The following is a 14,428-nucleotide window of genomic DNA, read 5'->3' on the forward strand; positions in this document are numbered from 1 at the left end:
TTCCCGCCCCGTCTCAGACGCCCGGTGCGCCGGACTTCATCGTCCGGATGCGGCCCGCGAATACGGCGTCGATGATCTGCTGCAACCTCGTCAGACACCCTTGTGCTTCATCCGGGGAATTCAGTTCGAGCGCTTCGAGCATGTTCACGATACCCGCAAGGAATGCATCGCCAATGGGGCTCTCGCGACCGCATGCCCGGAAGTATTCGGCACGCCCGTACAACGCGCAAATGAAGTCGATCTGACGCGCCGCAAACGATTCATCGTCCAGCTCGACGATCTCGAACCGCTCGTGTTCGTATCCCTGCAGTGCTATGGGTAACCGGAAAGACATATTCATACCGCAGGCCTCGAATGAGAAGGGACCTCTGGGCCGGAGCGCCTATTACACCCTCCTCTGCCATTCAAAATTTGACGGACGTCGCCGGCACGTTATTTTTCTTCCGTGACGATGTTCGCGTCAAGTATATTTGACACGAGGAGACGCGCGCAGATGATGCATGACAATTCCATGGATGGTTTGGCTGTTGCCGGATTGGCCATGATTCTCGGAACCTGGGGATGGATTTGCCGCACAATCCATCGCGCCCCCGCTTCTGATGATCAGACGAATGTGATATCGGATACCAGGACCGACGCGGCCTTCCCGGCCGGCAATCGCAACATCGCCACGGGGTGCGGATACGATGCGTCGGTCGACAACGAAGCCGGCTATCGGGCATTCGTGGCGCTCAATCCGGTCGCAACCTGGCTGATGCATCACGACGTCATCGTCTGTGTCAACGACGCCTGCCTCGCGCTGCTCGGCGCGGCCGTGGCAGCGGACGTCGTCGACACGTCGTCATCGGACTGGCTCGACCGGGAAGGCCTGAATGGCGTGCGTCATCAACTGGCCGGTTTGCCGGGCGCGCGGCAAGCGAGGGGCGAGCCGACGGCAGGCACGATGACGCGCCGGAACGGACTGACGAGGGATGTCGATGTGATCGCGATCGCACCCGACCACACATGCCGCGCCTGGGTTCTGCTGACGTTCCAGGATGTCACACGGCGCAATACGACCGACCGGGAACTGCGCGAATCGCGCCATGCGCTGCGGGAACTGGCGCGCTCACTGCAGCGCGACCGCGAGATCGAACGGACCAGGCTCGCTTTGCAGCTTCACGAAGGGCTGGCGCAACAGATCTATGTCGTCAAGATGGAGGTCGACGCGCTCGATGCGCGCTATCCGGTCCTGACGAATCAAAGCGGATTCGTGCATGCCACCCATCGAATGATCGGCACCCACTTGGACAACCTCGTCGCTCGCGTACGTCAGTTGACGGCCGAGCTTCGCCCCCCCATGCTCGATGATCTGGGGCTGGCGGCAACGCTCGAGTGGCTCGCGCAGGACCTGTCCTCGCGATATGGCCTAAAGATCGATACGAACCTGGCCGAGCCAGGTATCGATAACACGGCAGCGTCCATCCTGTATCGAATTGCACGTGAAGCGCTCGAATACGCAAGACTTCGCGAGCCGACCTCGCACGTGTCCATGAGTTTGCGGGAATTGAGCGGCTTCGTCACGTTGACGGTACGCGAGGACGGCCACATCGATGACGCGTTCGTTCGCGGCCAGCGCCCGTCTGCCCTCTTCTCGATACGCGAGCAGGTCGCGACGATCGGTGGCGACGCCGACTGGAAAGCCCTGCGCTGCGGCGGCCAGGAACTCGTCGTTCATCTGTCCGCGCTGGCTCACCGACAGCGTGGGAATTCACGCCCGTGACGCACGCTTGTCTGCTGCGTCCTGCTCCGCGGCCGCCACGCGGCGCTTGACCGCGATGAAGCTATCGGGGCTGACGGAAACCGAGTCGATGCCGCACGCGACGAGAAAATCGGCGAAAGCCGGATGATCACTCGGCGCCTGGCCGCACAGGCCGACCTTCGCCCCTGCGCCGCGGGCGGACTCGATTACGCGGGCAATCATCCACTTCACGGCCTCGTTCTCCTCGTCGAACAGCCCGGCCAATTCCGCCGAATCGCGATCGACGCCGAGCGTCAGCTGGGTCAGATCGTTGCTCCCGATCGAGAATCCGTCAAAGCGCTGCGCAAACTGGCTCGCCAGGATGACATTCGACGGAATTTCGCACATCACATAGATCTGCAATCCGTCGTCGCCGCGTTTGAGGCCGTGAGCGGCCAGGACATCGAGCACCCGGTCCGCCTCGTCAAGCGTACGGCAGAACGGGATCATCACGACCACGTTCCTGAAGCCCATGTCGTTACGCAGCCGCGCGATGGCCCGGCATTCGAGTGCAAATCCGTCACGGTAGCGCGGCGAGTAGTAGCGCGAGGCGCCGCGAAAACCGAGCATCGGATTTTCTTCCCGCGGCTCGAACTGCGCGCCGCCGACCAGATGCGCGTATTCGTTAGTCTTGAAGTCGCTCATGCGAACGATCACCGGCTCGGGATGACGCACCGCCGCGATGCGTGCTAGGCCATGCGCCAGCCGATCGACGAAATAGTTCGACGGCTCGTCGTAGCCCGACGTGAGTGCCGCGATTGCGCGCTTCGCATCGGCGTCCGTCAACGTATCGTAGTGAGCCAGCGCCATCGGATGAGCCTTGATGTGGTTGCCAATCACGAATTCCATGCGCGCGAGCCCGATCCCGTCGGCCGGCAGGCGCCACCACCGGAACGCCGCGGCCGGATTCGCGAGGTTCAGCATGACCTGCGTCCGGGTGGCCGGAAGGTCGCTCAGGTCGATCTCCTCCACGTCGTACTCCGCGATGCCTTCATACACGAATCCGGCCTCGCCCTCCGCACACGAGACGGTTACTTCGTGCCGATCGTGCAGCACGCGGGTCGCGTTGCCGGTGCCGACGATGGCCGGCAATCCGAGTTCGCGGCTCACGATCGCAGCATGTGAGGTGCGACCGCCATGATCGGTGATGATCGCGGCGGCCCGGCGCATCACGGGGACCCAATCCGGATCCGTCGTATGCGTCACGAGTACCGCGCCGTCGACGAATCGCGCCATGTCGCGCGGGCTGTCGATCACGCACACGCTGCCTGCCGCGATCGCATCGCCGACGCTGATGCCGGTGAGCAGTTTCCGGCCAGCCTGACCGAGCCGATAGGTCTTGATCGCGCTGGCTTCGCGCCGGGACTGCACCGTCTCCGGACGCGCTTGCACGACGAACAATTCCCCGCTTGCGCCGTCCCTCGCCCATTCGATGTCCATCGGCTGGCCATAGTGCGCCTCGATCGCGCAGGCCCAGTTTGCAAGCGTCAGGATGTCGCAGTCCGCCAGTACGAAGCGGGCACGTTCCGCTTTTGAGGTCGGCACGTTGCGAGTCGGCACATCCTTGTCGGAGCCATAGATCAGCTTGCGAGCCTTGCCGCCCAACGTCTTGCCAATGATGGGCGTGTATGCCGGATTAGCGAGCAGCGGCTTGAACACCTCGTATTCGTCGGGGTCCACGGTGCCTTGTACGACGGTTTCCCCGAGCCCCCACGCCGCGCTGATCAGCACAACCTTGTCGAACCCCGTTTCCGTATCGAGCGAGAACATGACGCCAGCCGCGCCGAGGTCCGAACGCACCATGCGCTGCACTCCGATCGATAGCGCGACACGCAAGTGATCGAAGCCCTTTTCCTCGCGGTAGGCAATCGCACGGTCGGTGAACAGCGATGCATAGCACCGGCGGCAAGCCGCGAGCAATGCATGCTCGCCGCGCACGTTCAGGTAGGTTTCCTGCTGGCCAGCGAAGCTTGCGTCGGGGAGATCCTCGGCGGTCGCGCTCGAACGCACGGCAACATCGAGGTCATCGCGATCCGACTCGCTGCAGAGCTGCCAATAGGCGGCTCGGAACCCATCGACTATATCGTCAGGCCAGTCTCCGTCGAGAATCGCCTGCCGGATCGACGCACCTGCCTCGGTGAGCGCGATCTTGCCAGCGCCGAATGCCGCGAGCGTGCTTCCTATGACCTGCCTCAATCCGTTTGCATCGATGAATCGCCAGTATGCGTCGGCGGTCGATGCAAAGCCGCGCGGCACGCTCACGCCCCGGGCGGACAGGTTGCCGATCAGTTCGCCGAGCGACGCATTCTTGCCGCCGACGCGCGCCACGTCCCCACGACGCAGATCTTCGAACCAGACAATGAGTGCATTCCCTTGATTCATGGTACGTCCTCCGCTGTCGCGGCCTTACGGCGCGTGGTAATGGCGGTCGGACATTGCCCTGCAGTGTGCCGGCCGAATGCATTCATGCTGACGCCGCACCTCTGCTTGCGATGTGACCTGAATCAATGACGGTGCCCGGCGTACCTTCGTCCACAACCAGAACGAGCAGCCGGCAGAATCTCACGCTCGCACCGGTCCGTTGCGTTCCGCCTCGGCGCGGTAACAATGGATTCCGCGCCGTGTCGCGCCTCCGGACACCTGCGGTCCATCACTCACAATCGGCTCTATCATCTGATGCAGAGATGCGGGTATGCCTTGACTCGCGTGGACAGCGAATTCCCATTCTCTGTTGCGTTAGAGGTTGTCGATGGTCGATGCCTTGCCATCGGCTGGCTGATCGTCGTCTGGGACGACCTGCAGCGCGTCGACGTAGTCCTTTTCTTAACGCGCCCTGGGAGGCAAGCGTTTGCTGGCTCAACGCTCGCTCTGCGCCACGATCAACCGACACCGACGCGCTCCCGCCAGTAAAAGCCGGTTACTGACCTCACAGCGCCTCCAGAACAGTCGCGACGGCATCTGGACCTTCTTTAAACGCGCACCGGGGCCCCATCGGGGCATTTGGGCAAAACGAAAGCATGCATCCGTGATCGTCCGCCCGGGAACTGAATGGTTTATTTGGCAAAAAAGTACTCAGTTCTAATTTCTATGCCATTCCACACCCGCAGCCGCTCGGACATGAATGAGAGCAGGCCCGCGCCACCGTCGCAGTGGCGACTGAACGTTGTGTATGTGCCGTGAGACATATGCGCCACCCAGCGTTCGTGTCGACCGGTTTGCAGATGGTAGATCGTACGCGGAATACTTGCGTAGGAATTTCATTGTCAAGTATATTTGACATCGATCGATATAACAGGCGGACATCGAACAACGGGACCGTGGAAATAGAGAACGGCTTGCGCCATCCTCACCCTGATTGGCGTGCTGCACCGTGAGTCAGCGCGTATCGAGAAGCGTCAGGTTAGAGATCAAACTTCACGCGAGCTGCTCTCGCGGCTTGGCCCGCAGGAAATCGTCGCAATGCGAGTCGTCAAACTGATCAATCGTTACCCCAACCCCCAAATCCGCAATGCAAACAACAAGCGATCGGCTTCCCGTCTGCGACGAGTGGGAACAAGCGCCACTTGGCGACCGCTATCGCGCCCCTGCGCTGGACAAGGGCCTCGACATCCTCGAACTCTTGTCGGAACAGAAAGAGGGACTCACCCGTACCGAAATCACAAGGGAGCTCGGCCGCAATGCGAGCGAAATCTACCGAATGCTCGAACGCCTTGTCGCACGCCGCTACGTGACGCGCTCAAGCGGGGGAGACCGCTACACGCTCGGTCTTAAGCTCTTTGCGCTCGCACACCGACATCCGCCGATAAACCGGCTGATCGCCGAAGCGCTGCCACTGATGCAGCGCTTCGCCGACACGGCCGAACAGTCGTGCCACCTGAGCATCTACGATCACGGCAACTTGCTCGTGATTGCACAGGTCGATGCTCCCGGCCCGTGGGGCGTGTCGGTGCGGCTCGGCTCGCACGTTGGACTCGCCGACACCGCGTCAGGTCGCGTGCTGCTGTCGTTTCAGAGTTCCGAGCGGCGTGCGCACATGGTGGCCGACCATCGCACAGTCGCGGGCGAAACGCCGATGAACGAGCAGGAACTTGCGTTCGCGTGCCAGTCGATCCGCCAGTCCGGCTACGTGCGTCAGGACAGCGGCCAAGCATATGGCGTCACCGACCTGAGCGCGCCGATCCTCGGCCCAACCGGCCACGCGATCGCAGTGTTGAGCTGCCCATACATGCGTCGAATCGACGCCCACATGGCGCCATCGGTCGACGACGTCGTCAGAGGGCTGTACGAGGCTACTCACCCTCTATCGATGCGGCACCATCAATTTGCGGCATCTCGTTGATAAAAGCTCTCGGACGGCTCCGAGGTTAGGCCGGGCCAACGCCTCACTACCTACTAGATACTTTCTACGCGTAGCGATATCTGCCACGACCCTAGAAGTTCAGCGTTCAAATTTGCAAACACCGTGACCGTGACCCTGCCTCGTTTTCACGTACAGCAACTCATGCGGCGATCAAGCTGGCCTCGTAGTCGACGGGGGTAAGGAAGTCGATCGAGGTATGCACGCGCTACCGATTGTAATAGCCCTCGATCCAATCGACGATATCCAGGCGGACGTGAGCACGCGTTTCGTAGTGAGTCTGGTAGATTTTTTCGACCTTCAGCGTCTTGAAGAAGCTATCCATCGGGGCGTTATCCCAGGCGTTGGCACGGCGGCTCATTGAAACGTTTATCTTGAACGCGGCGGTCAATTTCCGGTACGCGCGACTGGCATATTGGGTGGATTCAACCGGTCGTCGCAACACTAGATTGTTGAACAGACCTGAGATATTCGTCCAGAGCTTCAGCAGGCGTTTTCCAGCCGAGTGCTTTTCGGGGCCTGGTGTTCAACGTATTAGCAACGGCTTGAATCTCTCGAGCGCTCCACCGGGACAGATCCGTGCCCTTTGGAAAGTATTGTCGTAGAAGGCCATTCGTGTTTTCGTTCGTGCCACGTTGCCATGGGCTGTTCGGGTCGGCGAAGAAGACCTTCACACCAGACTCAATTGTGAAGCGAGCATGGTCGGACAGTTCCTTTCCCCGATCCCAAGTCAATGATCGCCACAACTGGGCAGGCATGCTCGTCACGGTTCTCTTGAGTGCATTGGCCATCGTGACAGCCCCATAGCCGGCCAGCGCGGGACCGTTTTTCGTCCTGGGAATCAACCCGTAGCCTTCTTCGCGAGGCAGATGGATGAGCATGGTGAATCGGCTTGATCGCTCGACCAGCGTTCCGATCGCAGACCGGTTCAAGCCGATGATCAGATCACCTTCCCAATGTCCCGGTACAGCACGGTCTTGAGCTTCCGCTGGACGTTCGGAGATCATCACGTCTTCGCTGACATGCGCCCACGCCTTGGCTTGCGCCCTGGCCCTTGGCACTCTCAGTGCTCGTCCGGCGCGCAGATAGGTCACCAGTTCGCGCTTGAGCGCACCACGCCCTTGAATGTAAAGCGCCTGATAGATGGCTTCGTGAGAGATGCGCATGGTGTCGTCATCTGGAAAGTCGACTTTTAATCGATTGGCAATCTGTTCCGGCGACCAGCCATTGACCCATTTGCGATCACTGCGTTCTGGTTTATTCCGCCCGATGAACGCCGCTTGACTAGGCCCTGCGACCTTACGTCCTTTAGCGTCGTGAACCTGGCCTTCCAGGCGCTCTTGCACATAGCGGTGCAGCCTCGGGTTTGTCGCAAGCTTTGCTGGTTTCGGTCGCCTGGCAAACAATTCCGCCTTCCACTGCGCAACTGATGCACGATAATCGAGGCGGCCACTACGAGTTGCAGCATTACGCTTGAGCTCTCGCGAGACCGTTGACGCGCTGCGGCCAATACGGCGAGCGATCTCACGTACGCCGGCGCCTTCGGCTGAGAGTAATCCTATCTCTTCACGCTCAGCAAACGATAAGTACCTGCCGGATATTGGACTTGCCATGAACAACGGCATACCGCCACGCTCGCGAAACCAGCGTGTCCCTGCCGCCTGGGACACGCCAACTGCCGCAGCAGCCTTCTCGCTTGTGATTCCGGTCGCAACCTGCTCCCAAAACTGGCGCTCAACCTCGTGCCGAAGCGATGGTGCACCTGGCGAGCGCATCGCTCCTCGCCTCGTCAACTGTTGTATCCACTTCGATGGACGACCCATGAAACACCTCCTGGATTAAGGTGTTGCGACGACCAGTTGAATCCACCCAATACGCAAGCCGGAAGTTCCGTCAGCGTCTGTGGCGCTACCGGGTAAAGCAGAGCATGAGCCGTCGTGGAAATTGCTGGGACAATTCCCCGATGGAGCGGCTGTTCCGCAGCTTCAAGACGGAATGGCTGCCGTCAGTGGGTTACATGTCGGCGCAGGAAGCACACCGGGATATCAGTCACTACCTGATGCATCGGTACAACTGGATACGGCCGCATCAGTTCAACGACGGACTGGCGCCGGCTGTCGCGGAAGAAAAACTTAACGCAGTGTCCGGAATCAGTTGACCACTACAGGGCGCCGCGATCGGAGTGCAGCAGCAATCCCGGTGGCGGTTTGCGTTGCCAGCACGCGCTGCGCAACGCCTGGTTGTTGAAGTTCGTAGATTCTGCTAATGGTGTCCGTTCGAGCGCTAAACGTGTCCGTTTATTCCGCTAACGTAACCGCCGATAGTTCTTGAGTGCGCTTCTCTCTCGGTCGCAGCTCATCACGCGCAGCGCAGCCCGGAACTGACCTGACCGGCGAAAAATTGAAGCGCGGAGGGTTTCAAAGAGGGGGCGGTGCATGCGACAGGATTCAATCGGTGGCTCGGGCCATTCGCTACTTCATTAGTATAGCTATCAAATTCTTCCGAACTCACCATTGCTGCTCCTTATCGAGCTCCGTCAGACGCGCTAACGGAATCAAAGGACAGCACAACCGCGTTAGCAAAATAAACGGACTTAATTTCAGGATCACGTCCTACCTCGGTCTAGCCCCCGATAAACATGCTGCGTGAAGGTCAATTTCGTTATATTTCGTAAAATCTGCTATCGAATGCCAGCGTCTGGCTCCATTTGGCAATCCAAAATAGAGATCACTCGCCTTCGGTTCGCTATCCGTTGGCGCATCGAATGGAACATCTGTCGCTTTCCAGGCCTCTGCGACCAGAGTTCTTCTTCCGTCAGGCGTCACTCGCAATACGCGAATCCATGCGGGGTGCTCACCCAATACCGAGAGATCAGGGACCCGTTCTTCATCTTCCGTTGAATTTCGAGGTGCCCAGCCGATCAGAATAATTTTGATTACTTTCCCTGAAAAATCAAGTTGCTCCTGGCGCTCGACACTCTTCCCTAGGAGCCTGAAACGGCAAATTGGAACATGAGAGTTTGCTTTGAAATATTCAGCGATGACCCAATCAAGACTTGAGGACACAATAGGAACATCCCGACGTCGGTCGAATCCGTAGATTTTCTCTAAATTCTTTACCACTGACAGTGGAGTGTTGGAATTCGGAAAATAATAACGAGCCTGTTTGAAATCATTCGCTTCAGATTTTATGGAGTTAACAGGATTCATATCAAGAATTAGCTCTCGCGGCGGAATTGTAAGTGATATTAGCCTGCCTCCATCTACCTTGCCGTAATACATTGGATGAGTCGATTCTACTACTTTCGCGGCAGGAAATGCCGCCCGAGATATTGAAAGCAATATGATTCCTGCAACCATCATTCTGGCTGAAAAATAATCGAAAGTTAGATTCATGTCATTTTAATGTGAAGTGAGTTTGCTTTGCGATGTCAATTCTTTGACAAAAAATCGCACCACTTCGTGCGCTCGAGCAGGTATTGTGTCCCGTCCGGGGGGCTATGTGTTTCGCCAAGTGTTAGGGGCTGACTTGGGTTGGCAATTGGTACCGTCGCGCAGCATGGCGAACAGAACGTCGCGGCGGCGCCGTACGAGCGCGATGAGCGCTTGGTTGTGGCGCTCGCACATCGAACTGCTGCACCAGTTCAGCCAACGTCCACTCGCCCTTGACCGCTGCCAGCACGACCTTCGCTTTGAACGCCGCTGCGTGCGTCCGTCGGGTTCTCTTCGTCATTTCCTCGGTTCCTTTGCCAGCATTATCGCTGGCTTAGGCCCCGGACAAACCACTTATCCGACTGCCCTAATTTGCGCGGCCACCACGTCGCATGGACGCTCCACTCGCTGACCGTCGGTTGCCTCGCAAATCGTTCGGCGCTCGGATTTCCGATTGTCGACGAAGTAGGCTGCCGAGTCGAATGTCTCAAGTTGGCCGGGTAGTGCCCGACGACCGAGCGCTGCGATCTCCTCCTAAGCAGCGTTCATGCAAAAGGCATGATTCGACCCGAAGCGGTCCTTCAATGTTCCAGGAAGGAGACGTTGGAGATCGGCACGCGGTCGAAGCGCAAGTCAGGCTTACCTGGATCGGGGTATGGATCGCCCCACCGAGAAGCAATCTCAGACCGTTGCCAGAACCAGACGCGCGGGTGTCGCACCGATAAGCAGCCCGTCATCGCGGTTTGCGAGATAGCGCTGGTTCAATTCCTCGGGAGTCCACGCGTTGCTGTGGATGTATCCCAATGCACTCAACGTCTCGGCGAGGGCGGCCGGCTCAAAGAATGTCTTCCACGGCTCGCCGCGCTCGGCGAATTGCGCCGTTAACTGCTCCATCGCGATACGCATTATCGGTGGCAAGCTCGCAAGTGGCGTCACATACTCGAACAGGACCGCGCTGCCTTTGGCGCAGCCGGCGATGAAACGTAACGTCTCAATGACCGCAGTTTCGTCGAGATACATCGTCACGCCGAGCCAACTAAAAATGGCAGGTGCATCAGCATCGAAACCGGCACGCGCCAACCCCTCTGCCAGACCGACGCCCTCGAAGTCAACTGGCACGAAATGCAGCGACGGCGGCACCACAATGCCTGCCTCGCGCAAGCGGGCCTGCTTCCACTCCTGCGTTGCCGGCAGGTCGACTTCAAAGATATGAGCCGATGTATCTGGATGGCGAAACGCGCTGGTATCGAGCCCCGCTCCGAGGACCACATACTGGCGAATGCCTCGTTCGACAGCCTCGACCCACACATCATCGGCAAGCCGGCTACGTACGATCACCGAGCTACGCATCCCCACCGAGGTCGGATGGCGGAACCTGTCGATGTTGTCACGCAGTGCCTGGACTTCGGCTGCGCCGAGGACAGTCAGTGCAACGGGATCGTCAAGCACCAACGGCCGATCAAGCAGTTGATGCGCGGCCCGCTGCGTTGCCACCATCAACGCACTCGGCTTGGGTCCGGCGTTTGGCGGTGTCATGTCGTGTCCGACGATATGCGCCTTGTGCAGATAGGCCAATAGCGAATCGTCGAGGCCTATGCCCAGTTGCAGATCCGGTTCGCGCATCAATGCATCGCGTACGCGCGCCTCCAGGACCGCGTCGTCTCCGCAAAAGCTCTCGAGAAATAGTTGCTGCCAGCGCTTGACGATTGCCTGAACCGGCGCGGCACCGGCGTCCACACCCGCCTCCATATGTGCTCTAAGTTCCACCACCAGTGCCGGCCAGGCTTGACTTTTCACGGCGGCAAACTGGCGACGCCGCACCTCGTCTGCCTGCACTGGAGCAAGGTACTTGGCCAACAGCGCGCAGCGCGCGTGCGTGAACGCTTCGTCGATCCATTCCAGCATCTCCACCGTAATGCCAACGATTTGCCGGGCGCGTGGCTCGCCGAGTTGCATCATCATCAGCTTGGTCGCGAGTGCCGGGTCGTTGCGGGTCATTCTGATCACGAGCTTGATCCAGCGCCAAGCCAGCGCCTGTGCGGCGTCGCTTTCGGTCGGCAGCGCTTGCTGCACGGCAACGCCGACCTCGTCAATGAGCGCAATCCACAACGGATCCGTCGGTGGCACGGTATCCGGCCCAGATGCCAGAAGCGCATCGAGTTCGTCGTCATCAAGGTGCTTTTGGTACATGTTCATCAGCTCCAGAGCGTTCAGCCAGTCGGTCGCCGCGATCTCGCTGCCGGCGGCGACCACGTCAATAATGTATTGCAAGTGACGACTGAGACGCTGCGCGCGCGATGCCTGTGCGTTTAGCTCCGTGATCTGACGCTGCAGAAGTTGTAGCGGACCGTCGGCCAGTTGATCGTCGAGGCTGGCCTTGATGTCCGGCAGCGAATACCCGAACCGTTTCAGGGCCTCAATACGATGCAGCCGGATCAGATCGTCCCGCCCATACAGGCGCGCGCCTCCATCGGTGCGCTGGGACGGCGACAGTAGCCCGATTGCGTCATAGTGATGAAGAGCCCGGACACTCAATCCCGCCTTCTTCGCGAGTTCGCCGATTTTTAATCGCATTGCGTTCCCAGTCGTCGGTGTCAATCATGGAAGCTGACGTAGCGTCAGGTGCAAGTGAAATCGACGCGTTTGTGTGCGCGCCAGGGTAGTGCGCCCCGAAACTCCAGGGCCATAAGCGTTGACGGGATCGAGATTGTTGACGATCTGGACACCGGTGTCGACTCTACATTGATCAATGCTGGATCGTGCGCTCACCCAAATCTCGCCTTGTCAGTGTCGCCCCGAAGGGCAACGAGATGTTTCGGAGGCTCCTGGAACTCGCATGATGTTTGTATTGCCTTATTGAGCCACGCGAATTCACCAGAGCGGTTGGTCTTGGCCCCTGCGCTTCGATCGAAGCTTCGACGTTCACGGGCCTGCTCCGTTTGCTCGAATTTCACCTTGGCAACATTGTTTCGGTCCTGCCGGAAGCCTTGATCCACGAGGAGTCGAGCGGGACGGACCTATTTCTCTGCGATAAGCGCGTGCATTCGGCCAAATGGCTCGTTTGTTCTCACCGTGAAACCGAGGCGGGTCAATTCGTCAGACAGAGTATCGGGGGGCAGCCGGAGTTTCTGATAACTGCTCTTGCGAAGCGTCCAGCCGCCTGACTCTCGAACATGGATGAGGTCGTTCACAACGACGATGTCCGATCTATATTCCAGCATGCACGTCACGATGCGATCGTTATCGGCGTGAACGGGCAGAAACCGGTCTAGGCCGGTCAGCTCAATGGAGAGATCCCGAAAAGTCAGGACCAGGACGCCCGACGGTTGCAGCACGTCTCGCGCCTTCTTGAACACGCCCGCTACGTCCTGCATGTTGTCAAGGTGGGTGAGCGTGTCACCCATGCAAACGATTGCCGCTGCAGATCCAGGAACTGCGAAGCGATCGAAGTCTCGCAGATCGGCGAGGGTGGCCTCGATCGGAAGATTGCCCTTCTGGCTATTGAGTTCGTCCAGTAGCGCCCGGCTCGTATCGATAGCAACGACTTTTTCGAAGCCAAGGTTCGCGAGTGCGATCGACTGGAATCCGGGCCCGCAGCCGAGATCGAGCGCCGTTCCATGTTTACCAGGCCGCATTCCTAGCGTCTCGAGCAGTCCTCTTTGCTCCTCGACTTTCGACCGGAAAGGCATTCCAAACATCCAGGTGTAGTGTTCCGCAAGGAGCGTATCGTAGTGCCGCGAGATCGCGTTCGTCATTGTGTCAACGTAGAGCACGTCGATTTCTGCGGAGCTCTGCCCCGCCACTGCGTTCATCCATCCACCCGAAAGATGCGATGTATGACCACCGATTCAGAAGGAGAGGAGTAGGGCTTGCGCAGCGGCACGCATGATTTAGATACCTCGACGAAGCGTATGTACCCTTCGTGGAACGCCGCCCAGCGACGCCTTAGTACCCGTTCACGATCTCGATGATCGCCTCGATTTCCACCGACATCCCGTTGGGTAGCGAACCCATTCCGACCGCCGACCTGGCGTGTCGGCCGCGATCACCCAGAACCTCCACAAGCAGATCTGAGCATCCGTTGATGACGTTCGGATGGTCGTAAAAATCTGGCTCGGCGTTCACCATTCCGAAGATCCTCAAAACGCCGGCCACGTGATCAAGCGACCCTGCCGCTTGCTGCATTGTCGACAACAGCTGAAGACCCACTTGACGGGCATCAGCATAGCCACGATCGACACTGTAGTTCCAACCCAATTTCCCCTTGATAACCGAGCCAGAAGCATCACGAGGCCCCTGGCCAGATAAATAAAGAATCTGGCCAGATCGTCTCCAGCTCACGAAGTTAGCGATAGGGGAAGGAATCGGAGGCAACACTAGTCCTAAACTCTTAAGTCGCTCCTCGGTAGTCGTAGCAGTCATGGTTTTAGTGCTCCGGTTGAACGAGAAAGGCACAACAGCTTCGTTGGTTATTTTGGTATGTCTGATGGCGTCTCCTCCACTACACCCTCCGCGTGAGGGGGGCCTCTTCTGCCCGTGGCCACTTTTGACTTGCCCGAAACTGTCCTTCAATGTTCCTCGAGCGAGATGTCGAAATCAATATGTTGAGTGTCAAACAGGTGAGTAGTCCGCCCCCGTAGTTCGCAAGAAAGCGCTGGTTCAATTCCTGCGAAGTCCGTGCAATGGTATGGCTGAATCGCAATGCACTCAAACGTATCTGACCTGCCCCCTGCAAACAGGGCCAGCTGGAGTCTAGTAAAGTTCGTTTTCGGAGAAGAAGACGAACATGAAGAAGCGCTTTACGGAACAGCAAATCATCGGGTTTCTGAAGGAAGCCGAAGCCGGTATGGCAGTCAAGGA

At 58.8% G+C, this 14,428-nt stretch carries 9 protein-coding genes and 3 pseudogenes; 3 read left to right on the forward strand and 9 right to left on the reverse strand.

Going from position 1 to position 14,428, the window contains the following annotated elements; genetic code table 11:
* Positions 1-13 precede the first annotated feature (13 nt).
* Positions 14-340, reverse strand: a complete 327-nt coding sequence (locus DPV74_RS15940; RefSeq protein WP_059553492.1) for a hypothetical protein — start codon at positions 338-340, stop codon at positions 14-16.
* 153 nt (positions 341-493) lie between these two features.
* Between DPV74_RS15940 and DPV74_RS15945 the strand changes: the two genes are divergently transcribed.
* Complete coding sequence (locus DPV74_RS15945) at positions 494-1,762, forward strand: sensor histidine kinase (RefSeq protein ID WP_119337549.1); 1,269 nt, start codon at positions 494-496, stop codon at positions 1,760-1,762.
* On the opposite strand, the gene ppsA is transcribed toward DPV74_RS15945, so the two are convergent.
* The gene (ppsA, locus tag DPV74_RS15950; protein WP_119337550.1) at positions 1,751-4,162 is read right to left on the reverse strand and encodes a phosphoenolpyruvate synthase; all 2,412 of its coding nucleotides are present in this window, start codon (positions 4,160-4,162) and stop codon (positions 1,751-1,753) included. The two genes, DPV74_RS15945 and ppsA, sit on opposite strands and share 12 nt — an antisense overlap.
* A gap of 1,126 nt (positions 4,163-5,288) precedes the next feature.
* On the opposite strand from ppsA, the gene DPV74_RS15955 reads away from it, so the two are divergent.
* Complete coding sequence (locus DPV74_RS15955; protein ID WP_059495512.1) at positions 5,289-6,119, forward strand: IclR family transcriptional regulator; 831 nt, start codon at positions 5,289-5,291, stop codon at positions 6,117-6,119.
* Positions 6,120-6,279: 160 nt separating this feature from the next.
* Here the strand turns inward: DPV74_RS15955 and DPV74_RS15960 are convergent.
* Positions 6,280-6,555: pseudogene (locus tag DPV74_RS15960) on the reverse strand (IS3 family transposase); the annotation flags it as partial.
* 7 nt (positions 6,556-6,562) lie between these two features.
* Positions 6,563-7,960, reverse strand: a complete 1,398-nt coding sequence (locus DPV74_RS15965; protein ID WP_162923055.1) for an IS30 family transposase — start codon at positions 7,958-7,960, stop codon at positions 6,563-6,565.
* A gap of 47 nt (positions 7,961-8,007) precedes the next feature.
* Between DPV74_RS15965 and DPV74_RS15970 the strand changes: the two are divergent.
* Positions 8,008-8,295: pseudogene (locus DPV74_RS15970) on the forward strand (integrase core domain-containing protein); the annotation flags it as partial.
* Between the two features lie 454 nt (positions 8,296-8,749).
* Here the strand turns inward: DPV74_RS15970 and DPV74_RS15975 are convergent.
* From DPV74_RS15975 to DPV74_RS15990, 5 genes and pseudogenes are all read right to left on the reverse strand, one after another.
* Complete coding sequence (locus DPV74_RS15975) at positions 8,750-9,532, reverse strand: hypothetical protein (protein ID WP_134319738.1); 783 nt, start codon at positions 9,530-9,532, stop codon at positions 8,750-8,752.
* Positions 9,533-9,746: 214 nt separating this feature from the next.
* A pseudogene (locus DPV74_RS42135) lies at positions 9,747-9,869 on the reverse strand (IS3 family transposase); the annotation flags it as partial.
* Positions 9,870-10,249: 380 nt separating this feature from the next.
* Positions 10,250-12,142, reverse strand: coding sequence for an SAM-dependent methyltransferase (locus tag DPV74_RS15980; protein WP_119337553.1), 1,893 nt, complete (start codon positions 12,140-12,142; stop codon positions 10,250-10,252).
* A 443-nt stretch (positions 12,143-12,585) separates the two neighbouring features.
* A complete protein-coding gene (locus tag DPV74_RS15985; RefSeq protein WP_119337554.1) occupies positions 12,586-13,380 on the reverse strand; it encodes a bifunctional 2-polyprenyl-6-hydroxyphenol methylase/3-demethylubiquinol 3-O-methyltransferase UbiG in 795 nt (264 codons plus the stop codon).
* 133 nt (positions 13,381-13,513) lie between these two features.
* Positions 13,514-13,990, reverse strand: a complete 477-nt coding sequence (locus DPV74_RS15990) for a RidA family protein (RefSeq protein WP_119337555.1) — start codon at positions 13,988-13,990, stop codon at positions 13,514-13,516.
* Between the last annotated feature and the right edge of the window lie 438 nt (positions 13,991-14,428).

The organism is Burkholderia sp. HAN2018, from assembly GCF_024704855.1.
In the GTDB taxonomy this organism is placed as follows: Bacteria; Pseudomonadota; Gammaproteobacteria; order Burkholderiales; family Burkholderiaceae; genus Burkholderia; species Burkholderia cepacia.

Coding starts and splice junctions, on each gene's coding strand:
- DPV74_RS15980 (WP_119337553.1), bottom strand. CDS start 12,142: ATGCGATTAAAAATCGGCGAACTCGCGAAGAAGGCGGGATTGAGTGTC.
- DPV74_RS15940 (WP_059553492.1), bottom strand. CDS start 340: ATGAATATGTCTTTCCGGTTACCCATAGCACTGCAGGGATACGAACAC.
- DPV74_RS15955 (WP_059495512.1), top strand. CDS start 5,289: ATGCAAACAACAAGCGATCGGCTTCCCGTCTGCGACGAGTGGGAACAA.
- ppsA (WP_119337550.1), bottom strand. CDS start 4,162: ATGAATCAAGGGAATGCACTCATTGTCTGGTTCGAAGATCTGCGTCGT.
- DPV74_RS15985 (WP_119337554.1), bottom strand. CDS start 13,380: ATGAACGCAGTGGCGGGGCAGAGCTCCGCAGAAATCGACGTGCTCTAC.
- DPV74_RS15945 (WP_119337549.1), top strand. CDS start 494: ATGATGCATGACAATTCCATGGATGGTTTGGCTGTTGCCGGATTGGCC.
- DPV74_RS15990 (WP_119337555.1), bottom strand. CDS start 13,990: ATGACTGCTACGACTACCGAGGAGCGACTTAAGAGTTTAGGACTAGTG.
- DPV74_RS15975 (WP_134319738.1), bottom strand. CDS start 9,532: ATGAATCTAACTTTCGATTATTTTTCAGCCAGAATGATGGTTGCAGGA.
- DPV74_RS15965 (WP_162923055.1), bottom strand. CDS start 7,960: ATGGGTCGTCCATCGAAGTGGATACAACAGTTGACGAGGCGAGGAGCG.